This window comes from Streptosporangium sp. NBC_01639 (assembly GCF_045209755.1).
Lineage (GTDB): Bacteria > Actinomycetota > Actinomycetes > Streptosporangiales > Streptosporangiaceae > Streptosporangium.
This window is the reverse complement of the sequence record NZ_CP109272.1, coordinates 209,878-232,296: the sequence shown is the minus strand read 5'-3', so window position 1 is coordinate 232,296 and position 22,419 is coordinate 209,878. Positions and strand designations below refer to the sequence as shown.

The window sequence follows — 22,419 nt, the reverse complement described above, 5'->3', positions numbered from 1 at the left end:
GATCGGTTTCCGCAGGCGGGAGCCCGAACCGGGACCTTCAGCCCTGGTGCCGGTGTGTTCCCCTGGCCGAGGATTGATGAGGACCGACGGATGCGATCCGCTCGCCGCTCTGGTCGCACAACCGGCGAGCGGCAGCGCGGAGAGCGTCCGAAAGGAGGTGGACGCGGTGTTCACTGACCGTCGTGATGCGGGCGTGCGCCTGGCCGAACGGTTGCGTGGGCTCCTCGGCACCGAGAACGTGATGGTGCTGGGGCTTCCCCGAGGGGGCGTACCGGTGGCGTTCGAGGTCGCCGCGGCCCTGGGCGCCCCACTGGACGTGATCGTGGTCCGCAAGCTCGGGGTGCCGTTCCAGCCGGAGGTGGGGTTCGGAGCCATCGGGGAGGGCGGAGTCCGTCTCGTCAACCGTGAGGTGGTGCGGCTCGCGAATCTCACCGAGGCGGAGATGACCGAGGTGGAGGAGCGCGAGCGGGCCGAACTCCTGCGCCGCGCGCGCCGCTTCCGAGGAGACCGCCCCCTGGCGGACCTGACCGGCCGGACGGTGATCGTGGTGGACGACGGGATCGCCACCGGCGGGACGGCCCGCGCCGCCTGCCAGATCGCCCGTGCGCGTGGTGCCTCACGGGTGGTGCTGGCGGTCCCCGTGGGGGCGCAGGAGACGGTCGCGAGTCTGCGCAAGGTCGCCGACGAGGTGGTCTGCCTGCGGACCCCCGAGGACTTCTACGCGATCGGCGCCTGGTACGCCGACTTCGCCCAGACCACCGACGAGGAGGTGGTCGAACTGCTCGCCCGGGTTGCGCCTCCCGCGACCGGGCACGAGGAGAAGATGATGGGAGCGGCCCCGCCGGGTTTCACCGGCGAGGTCCTGGTGGAGGCCGGAGAGGTTCGGCTGCCCGGACGGCTCGTGATCCCGGATGAGGCCGGGGGAGTGGTCGTGTTCGTGCACGGCAGCGGCAGCGGCCGAAACAGCCCGCGTAACCGCTACGTGGCCGCCACGCTCAACCGCGCGGGTCTGGGAACTCTGCTGTTCGACCTGCTCACCGCGGAGGAGGAGGCCGACCGGCGCAACGTCTTCGACATCGGGTTGCTGGCCGAAAGGCTCGTCCGGGTGACCGGCTGGCTGCGTGATCAGCCTCAGGCGGCGGGTCTGCCGGTCGGTTACTTCGGAGCCAGCACCGGTGCTGCGGCCGCGCTCCGGGCGGCGGCGGAACCGGGCAACGAGATCGCTGCCGTCGTCTCCCGGGGCGGGCGGCCCGACCTGGCCGGCCCGCGGCTCGACGCGGTGCGGGCGGCCACCCTGCTGATCGTGGGAGGCGACGACGAGGCGGTCCTCGACCTCAACAGGGCCGCGCAGCGGCGGTTGCGCTGCGAGAACCTGCTGCAGGTCGTCCCCGGTGCCACTCACCTGTTCGAGGAGCGCGGAACACTTGAGACCGCCGCGGCCCTCGCACGCGACTGGTTCACCGCCCACTTCGGGCCGCCCATGAGCTGAGCGCCCGCTTCAGTGAGCTCGGTTCAACCTGAATCCGCAGGTCAGAGGTGTGGTGTGATCGTCGTTGAACGTACTCGGGCTGGTGGCACCCAGGAATCATGACAAGTGATCGTCCGTCATCAGCAGCGAACGCGCCCCCGTCGGGCATGCCTTCGCCGACCTGAAGAACTGGCGCATCCTCACCAAGCTCCGCATGGACGCCGCTCACGCCACCATGCTGCTGCTGCGCGCGCTGCTGGTGCTGACCCACAGCGAAATCACCCGGTGACAGACGATCACACACCATGATCAGACGCGGTGATCTGCCCGAACACCACCAAACGAACTCAGGCAAGGGACGTGACCTAGCATTTCAGGATGGAATTCCCTCAATTGGTTCGGTGCGTCCGCGGCGGCGTCTTCATCACCGTGGCACCTTCGCCGGCGAAGATCTCATCGAAGGCGGCGGTGAATTTGGCATCCCGGTCGCCAATGAGGAACCGGAACGAGCTGGACCTCTGCCCGAGGTTCATGAGGAGATTGCGGGCTTGATAGGCCGTCCGGTCGGCCCAGTCCGGCTTCGGCCGGACGACCTGACGCTTCAACACCGCCACCTCATGGCGGAGCACCATGATCTCGACGTCCTTGGACGCCTGACCACGGCCCAGCAACACCAGCCAACCGAACACACGAATCAAGGTCAGATACAACAGAGGAACCGACGCAGACCGCGATCTTGCCTGCTCGGCCTCTGGAGGTCAAAGCCGCAGATCAAGCACCACGCAATGAGTTATGAAGCGGTGCAAGATATTTCCAGGCGATTCCTGTGCGGTTGATGTACAGGATCGCGTTGAAGACGTCCCGTAACTCGACCGTAGCGGGCTGGCCGTGGGGCGGCGGTCGAGTCGGGATTGCCGCCAGGCGGTCAAGGTAGGCTCGATCAATGCCCAGCGGGCGTCGGATATGTCGCTCGGGTACGGCTTACGCTCAGCCACTCAGCCATCACAGCACGACCGCACCGCCAACCGACGGTAACGCTACAAATCCATACGGTCAAACTACAATATCACGGCCATAGGCTCGCGAACCGCACTCTAAGATCCCCTTCATGCAGCCACTGCGCCAGGGGGATCCGACAGCGCTGGGCCCCTACATGCTTCTCGGTTTCCTCGGTGAGGGCGGCCAGGGCGCCGTCTTCGCCGGGCGGGCACCCGACGGCACCGCCATCGCGGCCAAGGTCCTGCACGCCCGCTTCGCCGGTGACACCGCCGCCGTACAGCGCTTCCAGCGTGAGGTCGAGCTGGCCCGCCGGGTGGCCCAGTTCTGTACGGCACGCGTGCTCGACGTCGGATTCGCGGGCGCCGTGCCGTACATCGTCTCCGAACTGGTCGAGGGCGTCTCCCTCCAGCAGGCCGTACGCACGCGTGGCCCCTTGACCGGCGACGATCTGGTACGGCTCGCGGTGGCGACCATGACCGCGCTGATCTCCATCCACCGGGCGGGCATCGTGCACCGCGATTTCAAGCCTTCCAACGTGTTGCTGGCCGCTGACGGGCCCAGGGTGATCGACTTCGGCATCGCCAGGGCGCTGGACGCCTCCTCCGTTACCGCCAGCAGTGTGGTGGGCTCGCCCGGCTACATGTCGCCCGAGCAGATTCAAGCCGAGCAGATCGGGCCCGCCTCGGATCTGTTCTCGTGGGCCGGGACGATGGTCTATGCCGCCACCGGTTCGCCCGCCTTCGGCCTCGACTCCATCCCTGCGGTCATGCATCGGGTGCTCAACATCGAGCCTGACCTTCGGGCCATCGGTGAGCCGCTGCATGACGTGCTGACGGCGTGTTTTCAGAAGGATCCCGCGCTGCGCCCTGACGCCCAGACGGCCTGGCACGCGCTGATGGATGGCTCCCCAGCCGCCGCACCCGTGACGCCTCCCCGGGACAGCGTGCCTGGCAACAACTCTCACAGGGACAACGGACCTGCTGAGGCTCGCCGGGACAGCGTGCCCAGTGAACCTCACAGGGACAGCGGCCCTGGCGAGCATCACGGCAAACCCGGGGTTTCTCGCCGTGGCACCACACCGGCGGCGCCTAGACGAGACCATGCTGCCCGCCGTACCTCCAAATGGGGACGGCCTGTGGTGGCGGCGGGGGTGGCGGTGACGGTGACGGTGAGTGCGGCGGCCTACATCCTGTGGCCCGCGCCCTTAACCAGCCCGCCCGCAGTCGCAGACCCAGCGGCCACCACCACGCTCGGCCTGCCAGCATCAGCTTCGCCGGCTCCTGCCACGCCAACGCCTGCCACACCAACCGGCACGACCCCGCCGACCTCCGCCCGGAAGGCCACCCCGAGCACAAGCCCGACCCCTTCGTCGGCCACCACTCCAACCCCCACCCCGACGACAACCCTCACCCGACGCCCTGCAGTGTCTGCACGCTGGGATACGAAGGGTGACGTGTCAGCGTGGGACATCACCGGCCCACGCAGCGCCAAGTTGACCCAATACCCCGAAGGACCCACAGGCCCCGGCTGGGGGTTCCTGATGTGGACGAAGCGGCCGATGAGCACCAGCTTCACGCTTTCGGTCCGCGCGCGCCTGCTCGACTACGGCCGCCGGGACAAGACCCCGAAGTACGGCTTGCTGTTCTCCAACACGGAGCCGGGTAACGACATCGGCTACTACGTCGAACCGCTCACCGCAGGCGGCCGGCTCACCGTCCTGGTGATGGAGAAGGGTGTGTTCAGCTGGGAGCGCATCCCATGGCCGTTCGGCTTCGACCCCGATGACTTCCACACGTTCAAGGTGACCAGGAAGGGCTCGACCTATACCTTCTACGTGGACGGCCAACAGGTGCACCAGCGTGAGGTGCCCGGAGTCGACCCAGAAGGTCTGGGCCGGGTCGGTCTGGCCGGGTTCGATGTCCTCGCCGAATTCCGAGACTTCAGAGTGCGTTTTATTTGAGTAGATTGCGGCTTATGTCCTAGTGTCCCGCGCCGGAAATTTGTCGGCTAAGTCTAAAATGCTGTCATGGCGCGGACGGGACGACCGAAGGCCGAAGTGACGCTGACCGACACCGAGCGGGCGACGCTGGAGCGCTGGGCGCGGCGGGCGAAGTCCTCACAGATGCTGGCGATGCGCTCCAAGATCGTGCTGGCGTGTGCGGACGGCAGAGACAACAAGGAGATCGCCCGGGATCTGCGGGTGCATCGGGACACGGTGTCCAAATGGCGCAACCGGTTCATCACACTGCGATTGCAGGGGCTGGTGGACGAACAGCGCCCGGGCCGGCCACCCTCCATCACGCTGGATCAGGTGGAACAGGTCGTGGTGGCGACGCTGGAGCAGACGCCTCAAAGCGCCACGCACTGGTCGCGGACCTCGATGGCCGAGCGCAGCGGGTTGTCGAAGTCGACGATCGGACGGATCTGGCGCGACTTCGGCCTCAAACCACATCTCTGCGACACCTTCAAGCTGTCGACCGATCCGCTGTTCGTGGAGAAGGTCGTCGACGTCGTCGGCCTCTACCACAACCCGCCCGAGCGAGCGGTAGTGCTGTGCGTGGATGAAAAGAGCCAGATCCAGGCCCTGGACCGTTCGCAACCGGTGCTGCCGATGATGCCCGGCACGCCCGAGCGCCGCACCCATGACTACGCCCGCAGCGGCATCACCAGCTTGTTCGCCGCGTTCAACATCGAAGACGGCACGGTCATCGGCGAACTGCACCGCCGGCACCGGGCCGCCGAATTCAAGAAGTTCCTGACCACGATCGACAAGACGGTCCCGGCCGAGTTGGACATCCACCTGATCTGCGACAACTACGGCATCCACAAGACCCCCGCGATCAGGGCGTGGCTGGCCCGCCGCCCGCGCTTTCACCTGCACTTCACCCCGACCGGATCCTCCTGGATCAATCAGGTCGAGCGCTGGTTCGGCTTCCTGACCGACCAGATGATCCGGCGCGGTGTTCACCAGAGCGTGCAGGCTCTGGAGAAAGACATCCGCGCCTGGATCGCCGACTGGAACACCCATCCCCGGCCGTTCATCTGGACCAAGACCACCGAAGAGATCCTCGAATCACTCGCCCGATATTGCCGACGAATTTCCGGCGCAGGACACTAGTAGGACTTTGTTGCCTCGGGTAGGAGACGGTATGTCACCTGCTGTGGGGGTGAGGGAAGATGACCCCTCTGGAACTCGAGGCCGTGCGGGTGCGGCTGGAGACGTTTGCCGCTGAGATGTTCTCCGGTTTCGCCCGTGCTGATCAGCGGCGGTGGGGCGAGCGGTATGTGCGTGGCCTGCTGACCGACGGGGCGCGTAAATCGATGGAGCCGATGGCGGGCCGGCTGGGCGTGGACCGCCAAGGGCTGCAGCAGTTCCTCACCGATGCTCCCTGGTCGCATCAGCTGGTTTTGGCTGAGCTGGCCTGGCGGATGGACGCGGCGATCGGCCCGGCCGCCTGGGTGGTCGATGATGTGTCCTTTGTCAAGGACGGCCAGGAGTCGCCGGGGGTGGCCGCGCAGTATTGCGGGGCGCTGGGTAAGACCGCGAACTGCCAGGTCGCGCCGAGCGTGCATCTGGTCACCGATGCCGCGTCCTGCCCGGTGAACTGGCGGTTGTTCGTGCCTGAGCAGTGGGATGCGGCCGCGCCGCGCACGGAGGATCCGGCCGCGGTGGCGGCACGCCGGCGCCGGGCCCGGATCCCCGCCGACGTCGGTCATGTGCCCAAGTGGCAGCTGGCGCTGGACATGATCGACGAGCTGGGCAGTTGGGGGCTGCAGGCACCGCTGGTGGTCGCCGATGAGGGCTATGGCCAAGACGGGGCCTTTCGCCTGGGCCTGACCGAGCGCGGCATCGGCTATGTGGTGGGGGTGCGTTCCGATACCGCGCTGCTGGAGGCCGGGGCCTGCCGCAGCGTCGCGCCGTATGCGGGGACCGGGCGGCGGCCGGTGCCCCGCTACCGGCAGCGGCGGATCAGCGCCCGGCAGCTGGTGGCAGAGGGCGGGCGGCGCGCGCTGCACACGGTGCGCTGGCGGATGGGGTCCAAGGGGCCGTTGCGTTCGCGGTTCGCCGCGCTGCGGGTACGGCCGGCGGGGGTACGGATCCGCCGCGCGTATGCGGGCGGGGAATTGCCGGTGTGCTGGCTGCTGGCCGAATGGCCGCCAGGCGAGAGCGAGCCGACCAAGTACTGGCTGTCCACCCTGCCCGGCGATATCCCGCTGCGGCGCCTGGTGAGAATGGCGAAGATCCGCTGGCGCATCGAGCACGACTACCGTGAGCTGAAGACCGGGCTGGGCCTGGATCACTTCGAGGGCCGTACCTGGAGTGGCTGGCACCACCACGTCACGTTGGTCTCGGTCGCACACGCCTTTTGCACCCTGCAACGGCTCGACCCAAAAGTCCTAGCTGTGGCTTGAGCACCTACCAGGTCATCACCGAGCTGCAGCTCCTGCTGGCCTGCTGGCCTGCTGGCCTGCTGGGCTGCTGGGCTGCTGGGCCGGATCCTGCCCCACCTGCCGCCGAGCGTTACCCCGACATGCCCAGCCCGTCCCCACCTAACCAAGCCCTCCTAGTAGTGCTTTGTTAGGTGTCGGGTGGTCGTTGTTGGCAGGTTGGGCAACGGCCGGACCAGATCGCCAGCGTGATCTGCAGCTCTTTGGGATTGTGTAGAGGGTCAGGCCGCCCCTGCTGCTTTTGGGTGGCTCAGGCGCAGCTCGGTACGGAGCAGGTGCGCGGCGCCGACCAAGGTGACATGGCGATGCCAGCCCGCCCACGAACGGCCCTCGAAGTGGTCCAGGCCCAAGGCGGTCTTCAATTCGCGGTAGTCGTGCTCGATCCGCCAGCGGATCTTGGCCAGGATGACCAGGTCAGCACCGTACAGTTCGGAGACGGTCACCCACTGACCGTCGAGCATGAACTCCGGCCAGGCGAGCACCACCTGATGCGGGATCAACGCTCGCAGCCGGGGAAAGCGCGGGTGCCAGAAGCGCCCGTCCACCAGCAATCCTCTGACCCGGCTGGCGATCCCGCAGGCCCGACCCACCGCTTCCAGAACCGCCAGCCGCTGACTGCATGATCCACGCGCCAGGAGAAGTGTCCTGGAGGCCGACTGCGTGTCGTTCATCGCATACACCGGACGCACCCGTGCGGCGATGAGCCGGTGGGCCGCGATGAGAAGATCCCGATCCGTCCCGGGGTTTCCACGCTGGGCTTCGGTCGCCAACTCCAGGATCCGGGGATGCCCCCAGTCGAGGATAGGCGTGGCTGCCAGCTCGCTCTCACCCGTTTCCCGCTGGACGGCGGCAGCGCGACGACACCATGACGGCGAGAGAGCCGACTTCATCGAATCTCCTTGAGCGTGGATACCCCGGCTTCAGCCGTGGGGAGGAAGCCAATCCATGATCGCATCTCGGAAGACTCGCTTAGGGTCTGTTCGAGGTTCAGCTCATTGAGGTTGCGGATCCGTCTGCGCGGTGCCGTCCTGGGGACGGCACCAGGGATACGTGCAGCGCCTGTACGGCGCAGCGTGGCGGGCCGGGAAAGCTCTCGGCTGTCAGCGGATGATCACTTACACGCGAAAAGACGAGAGCAGCACGTCGTTGCGCGCGGCAGGGTGGGAGCCTGTGGCGATGCGGCCATCGCGCGGCGACTGGTCGTGCCCGTCGCGGCCGCGCGGCGATGAGGGCGCGGAGCGGATCGAGCGCACCCTGTGGCAGGCTCCCGGCTCGGCCGTCTAGGCGTTCTTCTCAAGCCAGGCGACGATGCTGCGCACATACTCCTCGACGTTCGCCAGCGGACGGCCGTCAAGGACTCCGACGAGATGTCCGACGTCGAATGGGGCGTCGTAGATGCGGGCGCGTCGGTAGGTCTCGGGGTCCACTGCCTTCCTGATGGTGTCCCAGCCGTGCCAGGCCATCAGGGCCGCGTCGATGGCGGGGTCGAACAGATGTGCCTGGTCCCAGTCCAGGACGCCGATCAGTTGGCCGTCCCGGCTCCAGTGCACGTTGGCGCCGCACAGATCGCCGTGAACCAGTGCATCCGGTACGGCTTCCAGGTCCCGCGCTGCTTCCAGACGCGTGCGGCACTCGTCCCGCCATCTGTCCGGCAGGCGCGGAACGACCTCCTCGGCCAGGACTTCGGCCCAGCCCTTTTCTCTCGGGGCGTTGAGCAGTTGCCTCAGGCGTGGAGTGACGGTGACCTCTCGCACGGCGCGCAGCAGTTTCCCGATCTGGTCGGGGTCGCCCTGACCCTCAGGCTGTGCCTCACCGTCAATCCAGGAGACGGCGACCGCCGTACGCTCCCCGAACCGAGTCACGGGCGTGAGCGGCTCCGGCACCGCGAAGGGCAGCCCGGCCTGGGAGATCTCCCGCTGCGCCTCCATGCGGCGCGGCATCTCCTGCGCCGACGACGGACGCTTGCTCACCCGTACGGCTGCTGTTCCTGGGAGGAGGACGACGTGGTGAAGATTGCCCTCCGTGACCCGGGCGTTGTCCAGGGAGTGGCCGGGGAGAAGTGCGTCGGCGATCTCCAGTAGTTCGTTGGTGGTCGGGGCGGCGGGTGTGGGGCTACCGGTCATATTTTCTTTGAAATCCATCTAGAGATCCGAACTCGGAACACGCCTTAGAAGCCACCGAGTCTGCGGGCCTCGTCGGCCCATCCGGCGAGGAACATCATCGCTGCGCCCCGCTCCCGGTAACGGCGGGTCGCCGACACCGTCCGCCCGCCGCCGTAGTCCACCTGCTCTGCGCCGGCGTTGCGGAGCATCAGCGGGACGAGCCAGTCGTATTTGACGGCCGAGGCGCACACCCCCAGCCGGACCAGCCGCTCGTCTCCCGACCAGCCGGCCTCCCGGAGCCCGCGGAGGTAGGCGCCGTAGACGGCGTGATCCAGCTCCGGCAGCGTCGCGGCGTCGAGGAACAGGTCGAAGACACTGTCGGGGATGTGGTTGCCGATGTCCTCGCCGATCGCACCGTCCCCGGCGAACGCCCAGTCCACCAGGACGCTCTCGTCGCCGCGGGCCATGACGTTGTTGGGCCACAGATCCAGGTGGCTGAAGACCCGGGGCAGCGACTCCAGGGTCTTCAGGAACCACTCGCGGTCGCGGTAGAGCCGGGTCATCTCGTCCCTCAGCCGTGGCGGGAAGTTCTCTCGCACCAGGGGATGACTCCAGGCGGCGTCGTCATCGAGAAGCTCGCCGACCATGGTCTTAGAACCGGTGTAGTCACGGATGAACGAGCTGGTCAGCCAGGGCCTGTCGATCCGGCCCGCCCGCCCCTGCGCGAGGCCGAGCTGGTGGCCCAGCAACTCGTGCCTGCGGACGGACCAGGTGCCCGCGGGCTCTCCCCGGACGTCCTCGGTCCACAGGGCGATATCGCCGTCGTCCCGTTCGATGACCGCCAGCAGCCGGGGGGCGACGATGCCCGATCCCTTCCAGGCCTCGCTGAGAGCGTCGGCGTAGACGTGGGCCTCACGCCGCCAGTAGTTCCAGTGGCGCGGCTCCTCCGACGCCCGCCACTCCTGGTGAGCGGCGTCTCCCCGGCTGAGAACCTTCAGCACCGCCGACCGGTCGCCGCTGACCACGCGCCAGATGCCCCGGGTGACCGCGTTGGCGGTGTTGTGCGTCAGCGGCTCGGCCCGCCAGCCGTCACGCGTGCCCTGAAACACCTGGGCGATCTCGTCGGGGAGGTGAGGGCTGTCCACCCGCGTGATCATAGCCGTCGGCCGGAGCCTGCTCCGCGTGGGGGACCGGGCGCCGTGAGGGCGGCCCGAGCCGCCGGGGAAAGGGCGAAGGTCCTGTCCATCTCGGGACGATCGCCCCTGGGGAAGCCGCCCGTGCTGCGGTCCGATGGACAGCGGGAGGAACCATGACCGAATCGATCGTCGCCGGGACGGACGGCTCGGCCGCCGCCGCGGCGGCCGTGCAGTGGGCGGTCGACGACGCCGACCGGCGAGGGCTGCCGTTGCACATCGTCCACATCGTCGACCGCCGGCCGCACGGCATCACCCCCTTCCCCCCGCCCTACCGGGTCGATCTCATGATGCGCGCCGGCGAACAGGTGCTCGCCGAAGCGGCCGAAGCCGCCGTGCGACGGCAGCCGGACGTGCGGGTGACGACCGCGCTGATCGAGGAAGAACCCGTCAAAGCGCTGCGCAAACAGGCCGGAGCGGATGCCGAGCTCGTGATCGGCAGCCGTGGTCTCGGGGGGTTCACCGGTGCCCTGCTGGGGTCGGCGGTCCTCCACGTCGCGGGTCATGTGCCCGGCGCCGTGGTGGTCGTCGGAGGGGAGGAGGGCACACCGTCCGGTGAGATCGTCGTCGGCATCGACGGCTCCTCCGAATCCGAGCCCGCTCTGGGCTTCGCCTTCGAACAGGCCCGGCTGCGCGGGTGCGCCCTGCGTGCCGTTCATGCCTGGCAGGTGCCTGTCCACGCCTTCGCGCCGGAGGTCGTCTACGGCATCGACGACGTACGGCAGGCGCAGCAGCAGACGACCGCCGGCCAGCTGGCCGCCTGGGAGGGGAAGTTCCCCGGGGTCGAGGTCGTCCCGGATGTGACGTACGCCCACCCGGTGTCGGCTCTCGTGGACGCCTCACCATGGGCCGCGCTGCTCGTCGTGGGGTCGCGCGGCCGGGGTGCCGTCAGATCGGTCGTTCTGGGATCGGTCAGCCATGGGGTGCTCCACCACGCTCACTGCCCTGTCGCGGTCGTCAGGTGACCGCCGCCGGAAAACGGCTGACCGGCAGCGGAATCGCCACGGCTTCCAGGGGCCGGGACGACGGCCGATGCCAGCGGGGAACGACGGGCTGACGTCGGAGCCTCTCCGGTGGCCGTGGGGTCTCGGGCGCGTGAAAGGTCGGAAGTCACCCGGGAACAGGGACGTTCCGCCCTGCTGCCTCAGCCTGGTGTGGCCAACCATGGAAACAGGGGGGATGGCCATGACAGAGCCGCACAGGATCGTCGTCGGTTACGACGGTTCGGACTTCTCCATGCAGGCCTTGGCATGGGCGATGGACGAGGCCGAGTTCAGAGGGCTGCCGCTGACCGTCACCCACGCCTGGCGGTGGCCGTACGGCGAGGCGGACGACGAGGCCAAGCTCCATCTGCGCAAGGCGGCCGAGCATGTGCTCTACCACGGCGCCAACTGCGCCCGCGCGTGCAGCGCGATCACCGACGTGGCGGCCGACCTCTATGAGGGCTCCGCCGTACAGCGGCTCGCCGAACTGTCGGCCGACGCCGAACTCGTCGTGGTCGGCTCCCGCGGCCTGGGTGCGGCGGCCCGGTCCGTGGTCGGCTCCGTCACGGCCTCCGTCGTGGCCGTCGCGTGCTGCCCGGCGGTCGTCGTGCGCGGAGCGGGTCCGATCCCGGTGTCGCCGCATCCGGGACCGGTCGCCCTGGGGGTCAGGGACACCACGGCCGACCAGGTGCTGGACTTCGCCTTCCACGAGGCCGCCCTGCGGCGCCTGCGCCTGCGCGTGCTGCACGCCGGTCATCCGCGCTCCCTGACATGGGGCGTCGCGATGACCCACCTGCCCGACCTCGACGACTCGACTCGGGCCTGCCAGGAATGGCTGACCGAACGCCTGGCGCCGTGGCAGGAGAAATACGCGGGTGTCCCGGTCGATGTACGTTTCACCACGAACGCTCCGAAAGAGACTCTGCGGGCCGCCTCCATCGGAGCCACCGTCATCGTCGTCGGCTCGGGCCGGACGGCACATCGCACCGGCCGCTCCGGAGCGATCATCCGTTCTCTGGTCAGGCACTCGTCCTGCCCCGTCGCCGTCGTTCCGTCCGCCTCGGACGAGCTCCACGACCTTTGATGGGCGGCGCGGCGGGATCGGGGGCCGGTAGACCTTGTCCGGAGCCGGGTGGCCGCCGGGCGTGTGCGGTCCGGGGTCGATCCGATGACGGTGACAGAGCCACGGCGGGGGACCGTCACGGCTCCATCACCGCCAGCAGTCCGGCGGCCCGCTCGTAGCTCAGCACGGGGCCTTCGAGGCAGGCCGACAGCGGGTCGAGCCGGTGGTGACCGCACCGGCCGGCACCGCACTTCATGGTCCGCTCCACCGACAGCGCCACCTGCCCGGCGGGGACGCCCCGCCGTACCAGTTCGGCGGCGGTCACGCGCATCATGACCCCGGGGCCGCAGACGAAGGCGAAAGTACGGTGGGGCTCGAAGACGATCCGGTCGACCAGCTGGGCGACCGGCCCCACCTGCCCCCTCCAGGAGCGGTCGGGATGATCGACAGTGATCTTGACGTCGATGCCGTGCAGGTCCCGCCAGCGGACCAGCTCACCCGGATAGACCAGGGTCGCGGGTGAGCGGGTGCCGACGATCACGCTGATGCGCCCGTACCGGGAGCCGTGGGCGGCCAGTTCGCGGACGACCGGCCGCAGCGGTGCCAGGCCGAGCCCGTCGGCGGCCACGACCACGTCCAGTCCCGCCGCCGCCGGCACGTCCCAGGCCGTGCCGTACGGCCCGCGGACCCCCACGACGTCCCCGGGCCGCATGCGGCACAGCGCTCCGCTGACCGCGCCCACCGCGCGGATCGTCTGCGCGTACCCGCCGGACCGGGCACGGCCGCTGATCGAGATCGGTATCTCCCCGACGCCGGGGGCGTGCAGCATCGTGAACTGGCCGGGCAGGAACGGCGGGCAGGGGCCCTCGACCGGTCTGAGCGTCAGGGTCACCGTGTCGGCCAGATCCGGCCGGCGCGAGCACACCCGGTAGGGCGCCGGCGTCATCGGATGCATCCCAGCTCCTGGGTGAAATACGGAGGCGATGGTGTCTTCCTTCCACCTGAACTCGCCGGCCACGCCGGGGGCGTGCCGGGTTTTCACGGCAGTCGTACCAGGAGTGGGTGAAATACCGATTTATCCGGGCGTCATGGCGCGGAGTACGGGCGGGGCCGAAGGTCCTCAGGGGGCCGTCGGGAGAGAAGGGGCGGAGGTCCCGCGGGCGAGGGACGTTCGGCCGCTGTGGGATGCCGGCAGGAAGTGTGCGATGGAGATGACAGGACCGCGAGGCGGAGGAGGGGACATGGCCGGGCATGTTCTGGTAGGTACGGACGGTTCGAAACCGGCGGCCACCGCGGTGAAGTGGGCGGCGGAGGACGCTGTCCGCCGGCACCGCGCCCTGCGCGTCGTCCATGTGTGCGAGGCGTGGGCCTACGACGTGCCCTACCTGCAGGTGCCCGAAGCCCCCGAAGGCGTGTCACGGTCCTGCGAGGAGATACTCGCCGCCGCGGCCGGCTTCGCCCGGACCCGGGCACCCGGCCTGGAGGTGACCACCACGCTCATCTCCGGCCGGATCATCGAGACGCTGCTCCAGGAGTCCGAGCGGGCGGTCCAGGTCGTCGTCGGCAGCCGGGGGCTGGGCGGTTTCACCGGCATGCTGGTCGGTTCGGTGGGAATGGGACTGGCCGGTCATACGGCCTGCCCGCTGGTCGTCGTGCGCGGTGCGCAGGACACCGTCCACGCGGAGGTCGCCACCGGGTTCGACGGGTCGGAGTCGTCCCACGCCGCGCTGGAGTACGCCTTCGCGGAGGCCGTCCGCCGCGGAGCACGTCTCCGGATCGTCCACGCCTGGCAGGTGCCGTACGCGGTCGGCCGTGCCGCCCCTCCCGGCGACGTCTTCGGCTCCGATGAGAGCGCGGTGCGAAAGACGCTGAAGGCGTGGCTGGAACGTCGGCCGCAGGTGGAGACGGTCGAGACAACGGTCCAGGCCCATCCGGTGTCCGCCCTCCGCGACGCCTCGGCCCAGGCCGACCTGGTGGTGGTGGGATCACGGGGGCTCGGCGGCTTCGGCGCGGCCATACTCGGCTCGGTGAGCCGTGGCGTGCTGCTCCATGCCCACTGCCCGGTCGCGGTGGTGCCGCACCCGCCCGAGGCCTGACAGGCGAGGGGAGGCTCACCTCCGGGCAGGTTCCGGAGGGCGCCGCAGCCAGGGCCGGAAGTCCCTGACGACCAGGTCTTTCGGCCGCTGCGAAAAACACCGGGAGACGGTCGGATGGAAGCAAGGACCTGAGGAGGACGACATGACAGCGCATGTAGTGGTGGGCGCGGACGACTCACCTTCCTCGCGGGCCGCGGTCGCATGGGCCGCCGCCGACGCGGCACGGCGGGGACGAGCCCTGCGGATCGTCCACGTGTGCGAGCCGTGGGGCTACGATATCCCGCTGCAGACCCCTCCCGGTTTCCGTGACTCCATGACCGACTACTGCCAGGGCGTGCTCGACACCGCGATCGAACTGGTACGTGAACGCGCGCCGGGAGTCGAGGTGGACACCGTGCTCGAAAGGGGCCGGATCGTCGAGGTCCTCCAGCGGGAGGCCGAGGACGCAGAAGAGGTCGTGGTGGGCAACCGGGGACTGGGCGGGTTCACCGGGTTGCTGCTCGGCTCGGTCTCCCTCGCGCTGACCGGGCACGTGACCGTACCGCTCGTGGTCGTCAGAGGATCACAGGAACGGACGTACGACGAGGTCGTCGTCGGCTTCGACGGATCGGCCCACTCGGCGGCGGCCCTGGAGTACGCCTTCGAGGAGGCCACCCGGCGCGGCGCCCGGCTGCACGCGATCCACACCTGGCAGATGCCCATCCTGGGGCAGGGCGCCACCGCCTACCCGTTGCTGATCGAGGAGATCATCGAGACCGAGCAGCGCGTCGCGGCGGACACGCTCACTCCCTGGCGAGGGAAGTATCCGCAGATCGAGGTCGAGGAGACGGTGGTCTGCGGGCACCCCGTCGCCGTCGTCTGCGAGGCGTCGGTCACCGCGGACCTGGTGGTCGTCGGCACGCGGGGGCTGGGCCGGCTCGGCGCGGCCGTACTCGGCTCGGTGAGTCACGGGGTCCTGCACCACGCCCACTGTCCCGTCGCGGTGGTGCGCGCCCGGGGTGAGGCGTGATGGACGTACAGAACCTCACGGTGGGGCAGGTGATGAGCAGGACGCTCGTCGCCGTCGCCCCTGACGAGTCTCCGCTCATGGCCTGGGAGATCATGTGCCGGGCGGGCATCCATCACCTGCCGGTCATCGAGGACCACGGCCGCCTGCTGGGTGTGCTCACCCGGGAGGACCTCACCGCCCACTGGTCCGGCGGCCCGATCGAGCAGTCACGTGTGCGCGTCCATGCGTTACTGGCCGATCACCGCTGTCCGCACATCACACTCGACACCCGCTTGACGGAGGCCGCGGCCACCATGATCGACGCCGGCGTCGACGCGATCCCGGTCCTGGGTGAGAAGAACAGGCTGGTGGGGATGGTGACCGCCACCGACGTGCTCCAGGCCGTGGCCGGCCGGGTCGCCGAGCGGCAGGAGCCCCCCGAGGTGATGACCGGGATGTTCCGCCTGACGCCGGTCCTGCCCCGGGCAGGGTGGGAATGACGGGGACCTTCGCCGCTGCCGCCGCGGGTGCCGTTCCGGGATTCTCGTAACGAGGAGGTCAGCCATGAAGGTCAAGGACGTCATGGGAGCGAGGGCGGTCGCGGTGCGGCCGGAGGCGTCGTTCACCGAGGTCGTCGACGCCATGCGGCTGTTCGAGGTCGGCGCGGTCACCGTCATCGACGCCGACGGCCGTCCCGTCGGCATGGTCTCGGAGGACGACCTGCTGCTGAGGGAGTTCGACTCCCGCGAGCACCTGGGCGGCGTCTTCGGCGGCCACCGGAACCGCGAGGAACACCGGAAGGCGATGGGCGCCACGGCCGGGGAGATCATGACCGTCTCGGTGGTCACCGTCACGGAGGACACCCCCGTCCGGGACGCGGCGCGACTGATGCACCTCAGCCGGATCAGGCAACTGCCCGTGATCGACGCGGACACCGGGCGAGTCATCGGATGCGTCCAGCGGAGCGACCTGCTCAAGGTCTTCGTCCGGCCGGCCGCGGAGATCGATCGCGAGGTCGCCGAGGTCTGTGACCGGCTCCGTATCAACCGGGAAAAGCTGGTCGTCGGCAACGAGGCCGGTGTGGTCACGCTGACGGGCCGGGTCGACCGCCACTCGCAGGGTTCACAGCTCGTCGCCGCCGTCCGCGGGATCGAAGGCGTCCTCGACGTCGAGGACGGCCTGGTCTACGAGTCCGACGACCTGGCCCGCATTCCACCCCTCTACCTGTGACGGAGGAGATGTGATGAACACCCGCACAGCCGAGGAGATCGCTTCGGTACTGCACCGGGCGGTGCAGGCCGCCGTATGGGCGCCGTCGGTGCACAACACCCAGCCCTGGTCCTTCGTCATCGACGGCGACGAGATCGCACTACGGGCCGACAGCGCCAGGAAGCTGCGGCTCGGCGACGCCACGGGCCGGGAGCTGTCGATCAGCTGTGGTGCCGCCCTGATGAACGTACGGCTCGCGCTGCGCGTGCTCGGCTGTGAGACGCAGGTGCGCGTGCTACCGGACCCCGACCGCCCCGCCCTGCTCGCGACGGTGCGGCCAGGAGCGCCGCTGGCACCCGACGAGCACATCCGGCTGCTGCACGCCGAGATCGAACGGCGCCGCACCCACCGTGCCGGATTCACCGCGTTGCCGGTGCCGGACCGTCTTGTCGAGACTCTCGCCGCCCAGGCGGCTACCGAGGGAGCCCGGCTGACACCGATCCGGTCCGAGGCCGCCGTCCGGGTGATCGCCGGGCTGACCTGCGCGGCCCAGGACGTGCAGTCCCAGGACCGGCTGTTCACCCTGGAGATGATCCGCTGGGCACAGCCGCCGGGAAGCACACACCGGGAGGGGGTCCCGGCGCAGGGTTATCCCCGCGAATCCGAGCCGACCCAGCCGGATTTCGCCCAGCGCGACTACGCCCACGGCCGCCCGTGGGGCAGCGACGCCGACCAGTCCGTGTCCACCTCCCCCGGGACCGTGACGGTACTGACCACGCCGGGGGATGCACCCGAGGACTGGATCGCGGCCGGTCAGGCGCTGCAACGTGTCCTGCTGCACGCCTCCGCCTACGACGTGAGCGCGGCCTTCCACACCCAGGCACTGGAGATGTTCCACCTGCGGGAGTTCATGAGGCAGGAACTCCTGTCGGGCGAATACCCCCAGATGGTCATGCGCCTGGGGTTCGCCGTCGACGAGAGCGAGGGCGTCCGCCGGCCGGTCACCGAGGTGCTGGAGGAACGCCGGCCCCACTGACCCGGGGGTTCCGGCATACCGTCCGGCGCGGTGAGGGAGACACCAGAAGGAGGAGATCATGATCCTGGTGGGAGTCGACGGCTCGCGGGCCGGTCTCGCGGCCGCGAGCTGGGCGATACGGGAGGCCGGTTTACGCAGAACCGGGCTGCGCGTCGTCCATGTCATGCCGGCCTGGCCACTGGAGATGTCCGAGGACGCTCCGCACGCCGACGTGGGCCGATGGATGCGCGACGGTGCCGCCTCCATGCTGGCGGAGGCCGTGGAACGGGTCCAGGAGGAAGACGGCCGCGTCCAGGTGGAGTCGCGACTGTTGCCGGGCGACCCCCGCCTTGTCCTGGCCGAGGCCGCGAAGGACGCCGAGCTCCTGGTGGTCGGCAGCCATGGACTGGGGGGCTTCCGCGGCATGCTGCTGGGGTCGGTCCCGCTGGGAGTGACCGGACGGACCACCTGCCCGGTCGCCGTCATACGCAGCTCGCCGGCGCAGCCCCACGGTGAGGTGGTCGTCGGTGTCGACGGTTCCCCGACCGGTGTGCCCGCTCTCGCATTCGCCTTCGCCGAGGCGTCCCTGCGGGGCGCCGGCCTGCGAGCGGTCCACGCATGGCACCTACCGGTCATCAGCGGCTGGGGGCCGTCGGCCCTGTCGGTCGCGGAGGAGACCGCCGAGGGGGAGCGGCGGCTGCTGTCCGAGGCGCTGGCGGGCTGGGGCGAGAGCCATCCGGATGTCAAGGTCATCGAACACGTGGAGTGCGGGCATCCGGTGGACGTTTTGAAGTACGCCTCGGCGCAGGCCGATCTGCTGGTTGTCGGATCGCGTGGCCGAGGCGATCTGACCGGGCTGCTCCTGGGCTCGGTGAGCCACTCGCTGCTTCACCACGCCACCTGCCCCCTGGTCGTGAGCCCCGGCCCGGCGGCGCCGGGCCTTCTGTGATCGCCCGATGCCCCCTGGTCGTGAGAGGGGTGTGCGGGTTGGCGTGGATGGTCACCTTTTACGACACGCTTGCCGGCCATGGCGACACCTCACCCGCCAGTGCTGATCACTCAAAGTAAGATCACGAAAGTGAAGAGTAGTCACAGGGTGATCTTGTCTACTGAACCAGCATTTAACGGACCCCGTCGTGTCGTGCTGCTGATCGGGCAACTGAGGGTAGGGGGCACCGAAAAGCAGGTTTTCCTGCTGGCCACGGGGCTGGCCCGCAGCGGTGTGGCGGTCGACGTGGTGACGTTGCACTCGGACGGGCCCTACCGTGACGCGCTGGAACTCGCGGGTGTTTCCGTGCACAACGCCAGGTTCACCGGGCTGTCGACGGGACCGATGGCCCTTCCTCGCAACCTGCTCGCGGCGGCACGCCTCCTGAGGTTGGTGCGGCGGCTCAGACCGGACGTGCTGCACGCCTTCCTCTACCACGCCTACGTGGTCGGCGCGCCGATCGCCTGGCTCGCCCGGGTGCCGGTCGTCGTGGCGGGGCGGCGCAGCCTGAGCGTCTTCAAACGGGTCCGGTACGGGAGCTACACGTTGGAACGCCTCTCCACCCGGCTGACGCGGCATGTGGTGGCCAACGCCGTGGCCGTCGCCGAGGACGCCAAAAGGGTGGAGGGCCTCGCCCCCGAGAAGATCAGTGTGATCTACAACGGGCTGCCCGAGTCGGCCTTCCTGCCGGCCGTACCGGCTCCCATCGTCACCGACCTGCCGGTCGTGTGCTCCGTGGCCAACCTGAAGACACACAAAGGCCACCGCTGCCTCATCGAAGCCGCCGCGCTACTGGCCACCCGGGGCACGCCGTGCACCCTGGTACTCGCCGGTGAAGGACCCGAACGCGACACCTTGGCACGGCAGGCGGCGACCCTGGGCGTGGACCTGCGCCTGGTCGGCCTGCGCTGCGACGTCGAAGCCCTGCTGCACCGGGCGTCGGTGACCGTGCTCGCCTCCCTCCACGAGGGGATGAGCAATGCGATCATGGAGGCGATGGCGGCGGGTAAGCCGATCGTCGCCACCGCGGTCGGCGGGACCTGCGAACTACTGAACGGGCGCGGCCTGCTGGTCCCTCCGGAGAACCCCCAGGCGCTGGCCGACGCCCTGGCGCGCGTGTTGGGTGATCCCTGCCTGAGCGCGTCCCTCGGCCGTGCCGCGCGCGCCTGGGCGTTGGGCAACCTCAGCCTCGACTCCATGATCGACCGGCATCTGGGACTGTACCGGCGCCTCCTGGAGGAGCGATGTGCGCGATAGCGGGTGCCGGCTGCCCGGCCGGAGTGGACCCCGAGACGGTCCGCGACATGTGCCAGACGATCGCGCACCGTGGCCCTGACGGCAGCGGCCTGCACGTGGAGCCCTCGGCCGTACTCGGCATGCGCCGCCTGGCCATCGTCGAGGTGACCGGCGGCGACCAGCCCGTCTACAGCGAGGACGGCACGGTGGTGGCGGTGTTCGACGGCGAGATCTACAACTCCCCGGCTGTGGACGGCCAGCGGCGACTGCGGCTCACGTGAGCGCCCCGGTGCTCCCCCCGGCCGCGACCGACGGCCGGGACACGACCGCCACCCGCCTGGCCCACCTGCTCCTGACCCGCCTGGCACTCGTCGTGGCCGGAGGTCTCACCAGCGTCATCGTGGCCCGTGCCCTGGGGCCGGGCGATCGCGGCGTCTACTGGGTGATCGTCACCATCGCGACCACAGCGGCGGCCATGGGGAACCTGTCGGTGGAGAAGTCGCAGACGGCCCTGTGGTCGCAGGAAGGCAACCGGCCGGCGATCGCAGCGAACGCCCTGTGGCTGGGGCTCGCCGTGGGCGCGGCGGCCGCGGGGGCCGCGTTCGCCGTCGTGCTCCTTCCCGGTGCCACCACGGTGCCCGCTGCGGGGCGCTCCACACTGACCTGGGGGCTGGCCGCGGTGCCCGTCATGTTGGCGATCGTCTACGTCAACAATGTGCACGTCCTGCGCGCCCGTACCGGGGTCGTCAACCGGGCCTCGCTGGCCGGAGCGGCCCTCCAATGCTCCGCACTGGCGGCTCTGGGGTTTCTCGGACGGCTCACCGTCGAGTGGGTAGTGATCATCTGGACCGTCTCGGCTGTGGCGAACCTACTGTTGCTGCTGCCGTCTCTACCCGTATGCCGGCCGTGTGAGTGGCGGCTGGTCGGCCGTACGCTGTCGTGCGGGCTGCGCCACCACCCGGGCTCCGTCTGTCATTTTCTGCTGCTGCGGCTCGACATACTGCTCCTGAACGCCATGAGCACACCCACGGCGGTGGGGATCTACTCCATGGCGGTGACGCCGGCCGAGCTGCTGCGGGCCATGACCGACGCGGTGGTTCAGATCGCCTTGCCCCGGCAGGTGGAGTCGAGCCAGGAGACGGCTGCGACGTACACGGCTCGGACGATCCGGCTCACCGTCGTCCTCGCTGCTTCGTCGATCATCGTTTTCTGCCTGGCGGGACCGTTCCTGGTGGTGGTCGCCGCCGGTCCGGCTTTCGCGGCGTGCATCGTTCCGATGCTGGTGCTCGCACCGGGCGTGGCGGCCGCAGCGGCGGCGAAGCCGGCCGCGGTCTATCTGCTCCGCCTCGACCTGCCGGTACTCACCTCGCTGATGTACGGTGCGGCGCTGCTGGTGAACCTCATCCTGAACATCCTGCTGATCCCTCGGATGGGCGTCGCGGGGTGTGCTCTGGCGTCCACGGTCGCCTATACGGCGCTCGCGGCAGCCCAGGTGGGCTGGTTCGTGCACTCAACGGGAGTGCCCGTGCGCCGGCTCCGCCCGGGCGCCGCCGAGGTGCGCGAGATCATCTGCCGGCTCCGCGGGCTCCTGCGCGCCGGCTGACCCGCCCGGCCTGCGGAGCACGTACTGGTTGCAACCGAGTCCGCCTCCGCACGTCTGGAGATACAGCAGACCGAGGTCGTGCCTGCGTGCCCGGGCGAGGACCTGCTCGGGCTTGGAGACCTCGAACGGGTAGCCGCCCACCCAGTCGAGCATGTCGTGCCAGCGCGACATGCCCCGGGGCCGGGCAGGCGCGGAACGGTTCCGGCCGGGGAGCAACCCCATGACCTTGACCAGGGGCCACGCCCGGTAGATGTACACCGAACTACCGGCGATCAGGGCGCCGCGGACCACCGGTCCCGACCGGTTGTAGCGCCGCTTCACGGCCGTCCAGATCCGGCTTTCCCGGCCTTGGTCGTTGTAGAGCGAGACGAACAGCAGCCCATCAGGGGCGACGAGTCCGACGGCGGCGTCGAAGGCGTCCCACATGGCACCGGTGTGGTGCAGGACCCCCCAGGCGTAGACCACGTCGAAGGTCCCCAACCGGGCGAGGTAACCGCCGTCCAGGATCGATCCCTGCTCGATCGTCCATGACGCCTCGGGAGCGAAGGCGCGCCGCAGCCGCAGAGCGGACTCCACCGCTTCGGCGTCGAAGTCGAAGGAACGCACCCGTGCTCCCAGGCGGTGCGCGGCGAGGGAGAACAGGCCGCTGCCACAGCCCACATCCAGGAAGGTGCGCCCCGCGAGGTCCTCGACACCCAAGGCCGCTCGCAACGAGTCGATCGCGCACCGGATGCGGCTTTCGTCGACGAGGCCGGTGAAGGACTTCCAGTTGCGGCCGAAGGCGAACCGGTCACCCCGCTGGACCTGAAGAAGGTTGTCATCCATCGCTGTCTCCTGCCATGTGCCGCGCGCCGTGCGCGGTGATGTGCACAGCGGGTCGGCGAAGGGACTCCGAACATGATCGATAACTTATCGCAGTCGGTCGACGACACTATGAAAGAAACGCTGAGATGGCCGGTGCTCCGCTCCTCATCAGAAGCGCGGTGTCCGACCGGCCCGGGGCGCCGGGGTGGGAAGGTCGCACCGG

At 69.3% G+C, this 22,419-nt stretch carries 21 protein-coding genes and 3 pseudogenes; 16 read left to right on the top strand and 8 right to left on the bottom strand.

What is annotated here, in order from left to right; translation table 11 throughout:
* The first annotated feature begins 76 nt into the window (after positions 1–76).
* On the top strand, positions 77–1,489 hold the full coding sequence (locus tag OHA77_RS01125; protein WP_406315417.1) for a phosphoribosyltransferase family protein: 1,413 nt from the start codon (positions 77–79) through the stop codon (positions 1,487–1,489).
* A 368-nt stretch (positions 1,490–1,857) separates the two neighbouring features.
* Here OHA77_RS01125 and OHA77_RS01120 read toward each other — a convergent pair whose 3' ends face one another.
* Both OHA77_RS01120 and OHA77_RS01115 read right to left on the bottom strand, forming a co-directional pair.
* Positions 1,858–2,178: a hypothetical protein gene (locus tag OHA77_RS01120; protein WP_406315416.1), complete on the bottom strand. Its 321-nt coding sequence runs from the start codon at positions 2,176–2,178 to the stop codon at positions 1,858–1,860.
* Between the two features lie 94 nt (positions 2,179–2,272).
* A pseudogene (locus OHA77_RS01115) lies at positions 2,273–2,463 on the bottom strand (transposase); the annotation flags it as partial.
* 113 nt (positions 2,464–2,576) lie between these two features.
* Between OHA77_RS01115 and OHA77_RS01110 the strand changes: the two are divergent.
* From OHA77_RS01110 to OHA77_RS01100, 3 genes are all read left to right on the top strand, one after another.
* The gene (locus OHA77_RS01110; RefSeq protein WP_406315414.1) at positions 2,577–4,427 is read left to right on the top strand and encodes a protein kinase domain-containing protein; all 1,851 of its coding nucleotides are present in this window, start codon (positions 2,577–2,579) and stop codon (positions 4,425–4,427) included.
* 66 nt (positions 4,428–4,493) lie between these two features.
* On the top strand, positions 4,494–5,585 hold the full coding sequence (locus OHA77_RS01105) for an IS630 family transposase (RefSeq protein WP_406313722.1): 1,092 nt from the start codon (positions 4,494–4,496) through the stop codon (positions 5,583–5,585).
* Positions 5,586–5,644: 59 nt separating this feature from the next.
* Positions 5,645–6,880, top strand: coding sequence for an IS701 family transposase (locus OHA77_RS01100; RefSeq protein ID WP_406315412.1), 1,236 nt, complete (start codon positions 5,645–5,647; stop codon positions 6,878–6,880).
* A 257-nt stretch (positions 6,881–7,137) separates the two neighbouring features.
* Here the strand turns inward: OHA77_RS01100 and OHA77_RS01095 are convergent.
* Together OHA77_RS01095 and OHA77_RS01090 are read right to left on the bottom strand one after the other, a co-directional pair.
* A pseudogene (locus tag OHA77_RS01095) lies at positions 7,138–7,338 on the bottom strand (transposase); the annotation flags it as partial.
* Between the two features lie 72 nt (positions 7,339–7,410).
* A pseudogene (locus OHA77_RS01090) lies at positions 7,411–7,587 on the bottom strand (hypothetical protein); the annotation flags it as partial.
* A gap of 436 nt (positions 7,588–8,023) precedes the next feature.
* On the opposite strand from OHA77_RS01090, the gene OHA77_RS01085 reads away from it, so the two are divergent.
* Positions 8,024–8,200 (top strand): hypothetical protein, encoded by a 177-nt coding sequence (locus OHA77_RS01085; protein WP_406319967.1) that lies wholly within the window; start codon positions 8,024–8,026, stop codon positions 8,198–8,200.
* Here OHA77_RS01085 and OHA77_RS01080 read toward each other — a convergent pair.
* The gene (locus tag OHA77_RS01080) at positions 8,197–9,057 is read right to left on the bottom strand and encodes a phosphotransferase (RefSeq protein ID WP_406315410.1); all 861 of its coding nucleotides are present in this window, start codon (positions 9,055–9,057) and stop codon (positions 8,197–8,199) included. The genes OHA77_RS01085 and OHA77_RS01080 overlap by 4 nt on opposite strands.
* 26 nt (positions 9,058–9,083) lie before the next feature.
* Entirely contained in the window at positions 9,084–10,163 is a 1,080-nt protein-coding gene (locus OHA77_RS01075; RefSeq protein ID WP_406315408.1) for a phosphotransferase family protein, read from the bottom strand.
* 164 nt (positions 10,164–10,327) lie between these two features.
* On the opposite strand from OHA77_RS01075, the gene OHA77_RS01070 reads away from it, so the two are divergent.
* Together OHA77_RS01070 and OHA77_RS01065 are read left to right on the top strand one after the other, a co-directional pair.
* A complete protein-coding gene (locus OHA77_RS01070) occupies positions 10,328–11,176 on the top strand; it encodes a universal stress protein (protein WP_326822541.1) in 849 nt (282 codons plus the stop codon).
* Between the two features lie 220 nt (positions 11,177–11,396).
* Positions 11,397–12,278, top strand: a complete 882-nt coding sequence (locus OHA77_RS01065) for a universal stress protein (protein ID WP_406315406.1) — start codon at positions 11,397–11,399, stop codon at positions 12,276–12,278.
* 115 nt (positions 12,279–12,393) lie between these two features.
* Here the strand turns inward: OHA77_RS01065 and OHA77_RS01060 are convergent, their stop codons facing one another.
* Entirely contained in the window at positions 12,394–13,212 is an 819-nt protein-coding gene (locus OHA77_RS01060; RefSeq protein WP_406315404.1) for an FAD/NAD(P)-binding protein, read from the bottom strand.
* Between the two features lie 286 nt (positions 13,213–13,498).
* Between OHA77_RS01060 and OHA77_RS01055 the strand changes: the two genes are divergently transcribed.
* The 9 genes from OHA77_RS01055 (at position 13,499) to OHA77_RS01015 (ending at position 21,392) form a co-directional block, all read left to right on the top strand.
* Positions 13,499–14,353 carry a universal stress protein gene (locus OHA77_RS01055; RefSeq protein WP_406315403.1) on the top strand — a complete coding sequence of 285 codons (855 nt, stop codon included), beginning with the start codon at positions 13,499–13,501 and terminating at the stop codon, positions 14,351–14,353.
* A 142-nt stretch (positions 14,354–14,495) separates the two neighbouring features.
* Positions 14,496–15,362, top strand: coding sequence for a universal stress protein (locus OHA77_RS01050; protein WP_326822545.1), 867 nt, complete (start codon positions 14,496–14,498; stop codon positions 15,360–15,362).
* The gene (locus OHA77_RS01045) at positions 15,362–15,841 is read left to right on the top strand and encodes a CBS domain-containing protein (RefSeq protein WP_326822546.1); all 480 of its coding nucleotides are present in this window, start codon (positions 15,362–15,364) and stop codon (positions 15,839–15,841) included. Before OHA77_RS01050 ends, OHA77_RS01045 begins: the two co-directional genes overlap by 1 nt.
* Before the next feature lie 64 nt (positions 15,842–15,905).
* The gene (locus tag OHA77_RS01040) at positions 15,906–16,571 is read left to right on the top strand and encodes a CBS domain-containing protein (protein ID WP_326822547.1); all 666 of its coding nucleotides are present in this window, start codon (positions 15,906–15,908) and stop codon (positions 16,569–16,571) included.
* A 13-nt stretch (positions 16,572–16,584) separates the two neighbouring features.
* Positions 16,585–17,586: an Acg family FMN-binding oxidoreductase gene (locus OHA77_RS01035; RefSeq protein WP_406315400.1), complete on the top strand. Its 1,002-nt coding sequence runs from the start codon at positions 16,585–16,587 to the stop codon at positions 17,584–17,586.
* 58 nt (positions 17,587–17,644) lie between these two features.
* Positions 17,645–18,514, top strand: coding sequence for a universal stress protein (locus tag OHA77_RS01030; protein WP_406315398.1), 870 nt, complete (start codon positions 17,645–17,647; stop codon positions 18,512–18,514).
* A gap of 192 nt (positions 18,515–18,706) precedes the next feature.
* Positions 18,707–19,810 carry a glycosyltransferase gene (locus OHA77_RS01025; protein ID WP_406315396.1) on the top strand — a complete coding sequence of 368 codons (1,104 nt, stop codon included), beginning with the start codon at positions 18,707–18,709 and terminating at the stop codon, positions 19,808–19,810.
* Positions 19,798–20,070: a hypothetical protein gene (locus tag OHA77_RS01020; protein ID WP_406315395.1), complete on the top strand. Its 273-nt coding sequence runs from the start codon at positions 19,798–19,800 to the stop codon at positions 20,068–20,070. The genes OHA77_RS01025 and OHA77_RS01020 overlap by 13 nt, the downstream gene beginning before the upstream one ends.
* A complete protein-coding gene (locus OHA77_RS01015; protein ID WP_406315393.1) occupies positions 20,067–21,392 on the top strand; it encodes a lipopolysaccharide biosynthesis protein in 1,326 nt (441 codons plus the stop codon). Before OHA77_RS01020 ends, OHA77_RS01015 begins: the two co-directional genes overlap by 4 nt.
* On the opposite strand, the gene OHA77_RS01010 is transcribed toward OHA77_RS01015, so the two are convergent.
* Positions 21,300–22,217 carry a class I SAM-dependent methyltransferase gene (locus tag OHA77_RS01010; protein WP_406315391.1) on the bottom strand — a complete coding sequence of 306 codons (918 nt, stop codon included), beginning with the start codon at positions 22,215–22,217 and terminating at the stop codon, positions 21,300–21,302. The genes OHA77_RS01015 and OHA77_RS01010 overlap by 93 nt on opposite strands.
* Positions 22,218–22,419: the final 202 nt, after the last annotated feature.

Excerpts from the sequence above, each read along its gene's own strand:
- OHA77_RS01070 (WP_326822541.1), top strand. The coding sequence starts at position 10,328 with ATGACCGAATCGATCGTCGCCGGGACGGACGGCTCGGCCGCCGCCGCG.
- OHA77_RS01030 (WP_406315398.1), top strand. The coding sequence starts at position 17,645 with ATGATCCTGGTGGGAGTCGACGGCTCGCGGGCCGGTCTCGCGGCCGCG.
- OHA77_RS01055 (WP_406315403.1), top strand. The coding sequence starts at position 13,499 with ATGGCCGGGCATGTTCTGGTAGGTACGGACGGTTCGAAACCGGCGGCC.
- OHA77_RS01035 (WP_406315400.1), top strand. The coding sequence starts at position 16,585 with ATGAACACCCGCACAGCCGAGGAGATCGCTTCGGTACTGCACCGGGCG.
- OHA77_RS01020 (WP_406315395.1), top strand. The coding sequence starts at position 19,798 with ATGTGCGCGATAGCGGGTGCCGGCTGCCCGGCCGGAGTGGACCCCGAG.
- OHA77_RS01110 (WP_406315414.1), top strand. The coding sequence starts at position 2,577 with ATGCAGCCACTGCGCCAGGGGGATCCGACAGCGCTGGGCCCCTACATG.
- OHA77_RS01050 (WP_326822545.1), top strand. The coding sequence starts at position 14,496 with ATGACAGCGCATGTAGTGGTGGGCGCGGACGACTCACCTTCCTCGCGG.
- OHA77_RS01125 (WP_406315417.1), top strand. The coding sequence starts at position 77 with ATGAGGACCGACGGATGCGATCCGCTCGCCGCTCTGGTCGCACAACCG.
- OHA77_RS01060 (WP_406315404.1), bottom strand. The coding sequence starts at position 13,212 with ATGCATCCGATGACGCCGGCGCCCTACCGGGTGTGCTCGCGCCGGCCG.
- OHA77_RS01085 (WP_406319967.1), top strand. The coding sequence starts at position 8,024 with ATGATCACTTACACGCGAAAAGACGAGAGCAGCACGTCGTTGCGCGCG.
- OHA77_RS01065 (WP_406315406.1), top strand. The coding sequence starts at position 11,397 with ATGACAGAGCCGCACAGGATCGTCGTCGGTTACGACGGTTCGGACTTC.
- OHA77_RS01100 (WP_406315412.1), top strand. The coding sequence starts at position 5,645 with ATGACCCCTCTGGAACTCGAGGCCGTGCGGGTGCGGCTGGAGACGTTT.
- OHA77_RS01105 (WP_406313722.1), top strand. The coding sequence starts at position 4,494 with ATGGCGCGGACGGGACGACCGAAGGCCGAAGTGACGCTGACCGACACC.
- OHA77_RS01045 (WP_326822546.1), top strand. The coding sequence starts at position 15,362 with ATGGACGTACAGAACCTCACGGTGGGGCAGGTGATGAGCAGGACGCTC.
- OHA77_RS01040 (WP_326822547.1), top strand. The coding sequence starts at position 15,906 with ATGAAGGTCAAGGACGTCATGGGAGCGAGGGCGGTCGCGGTGCGGCCG.
- OHA77_RS01010 (WP_406315391.1), bottom strand. The coding sequence starts at position 22,217 with ATGGATGACAACCTTCTTCAGGTCCAGCGGGGTGACCGGTTCGCCTTC.
- OHA77_RS01080 (WP_406315410.1), bottom strand. The coding sequence starts at position 9,057 with ATGGATTTCAAAGAAAATATGACCGGTAGCCCCACACCCGCCGCCCCG.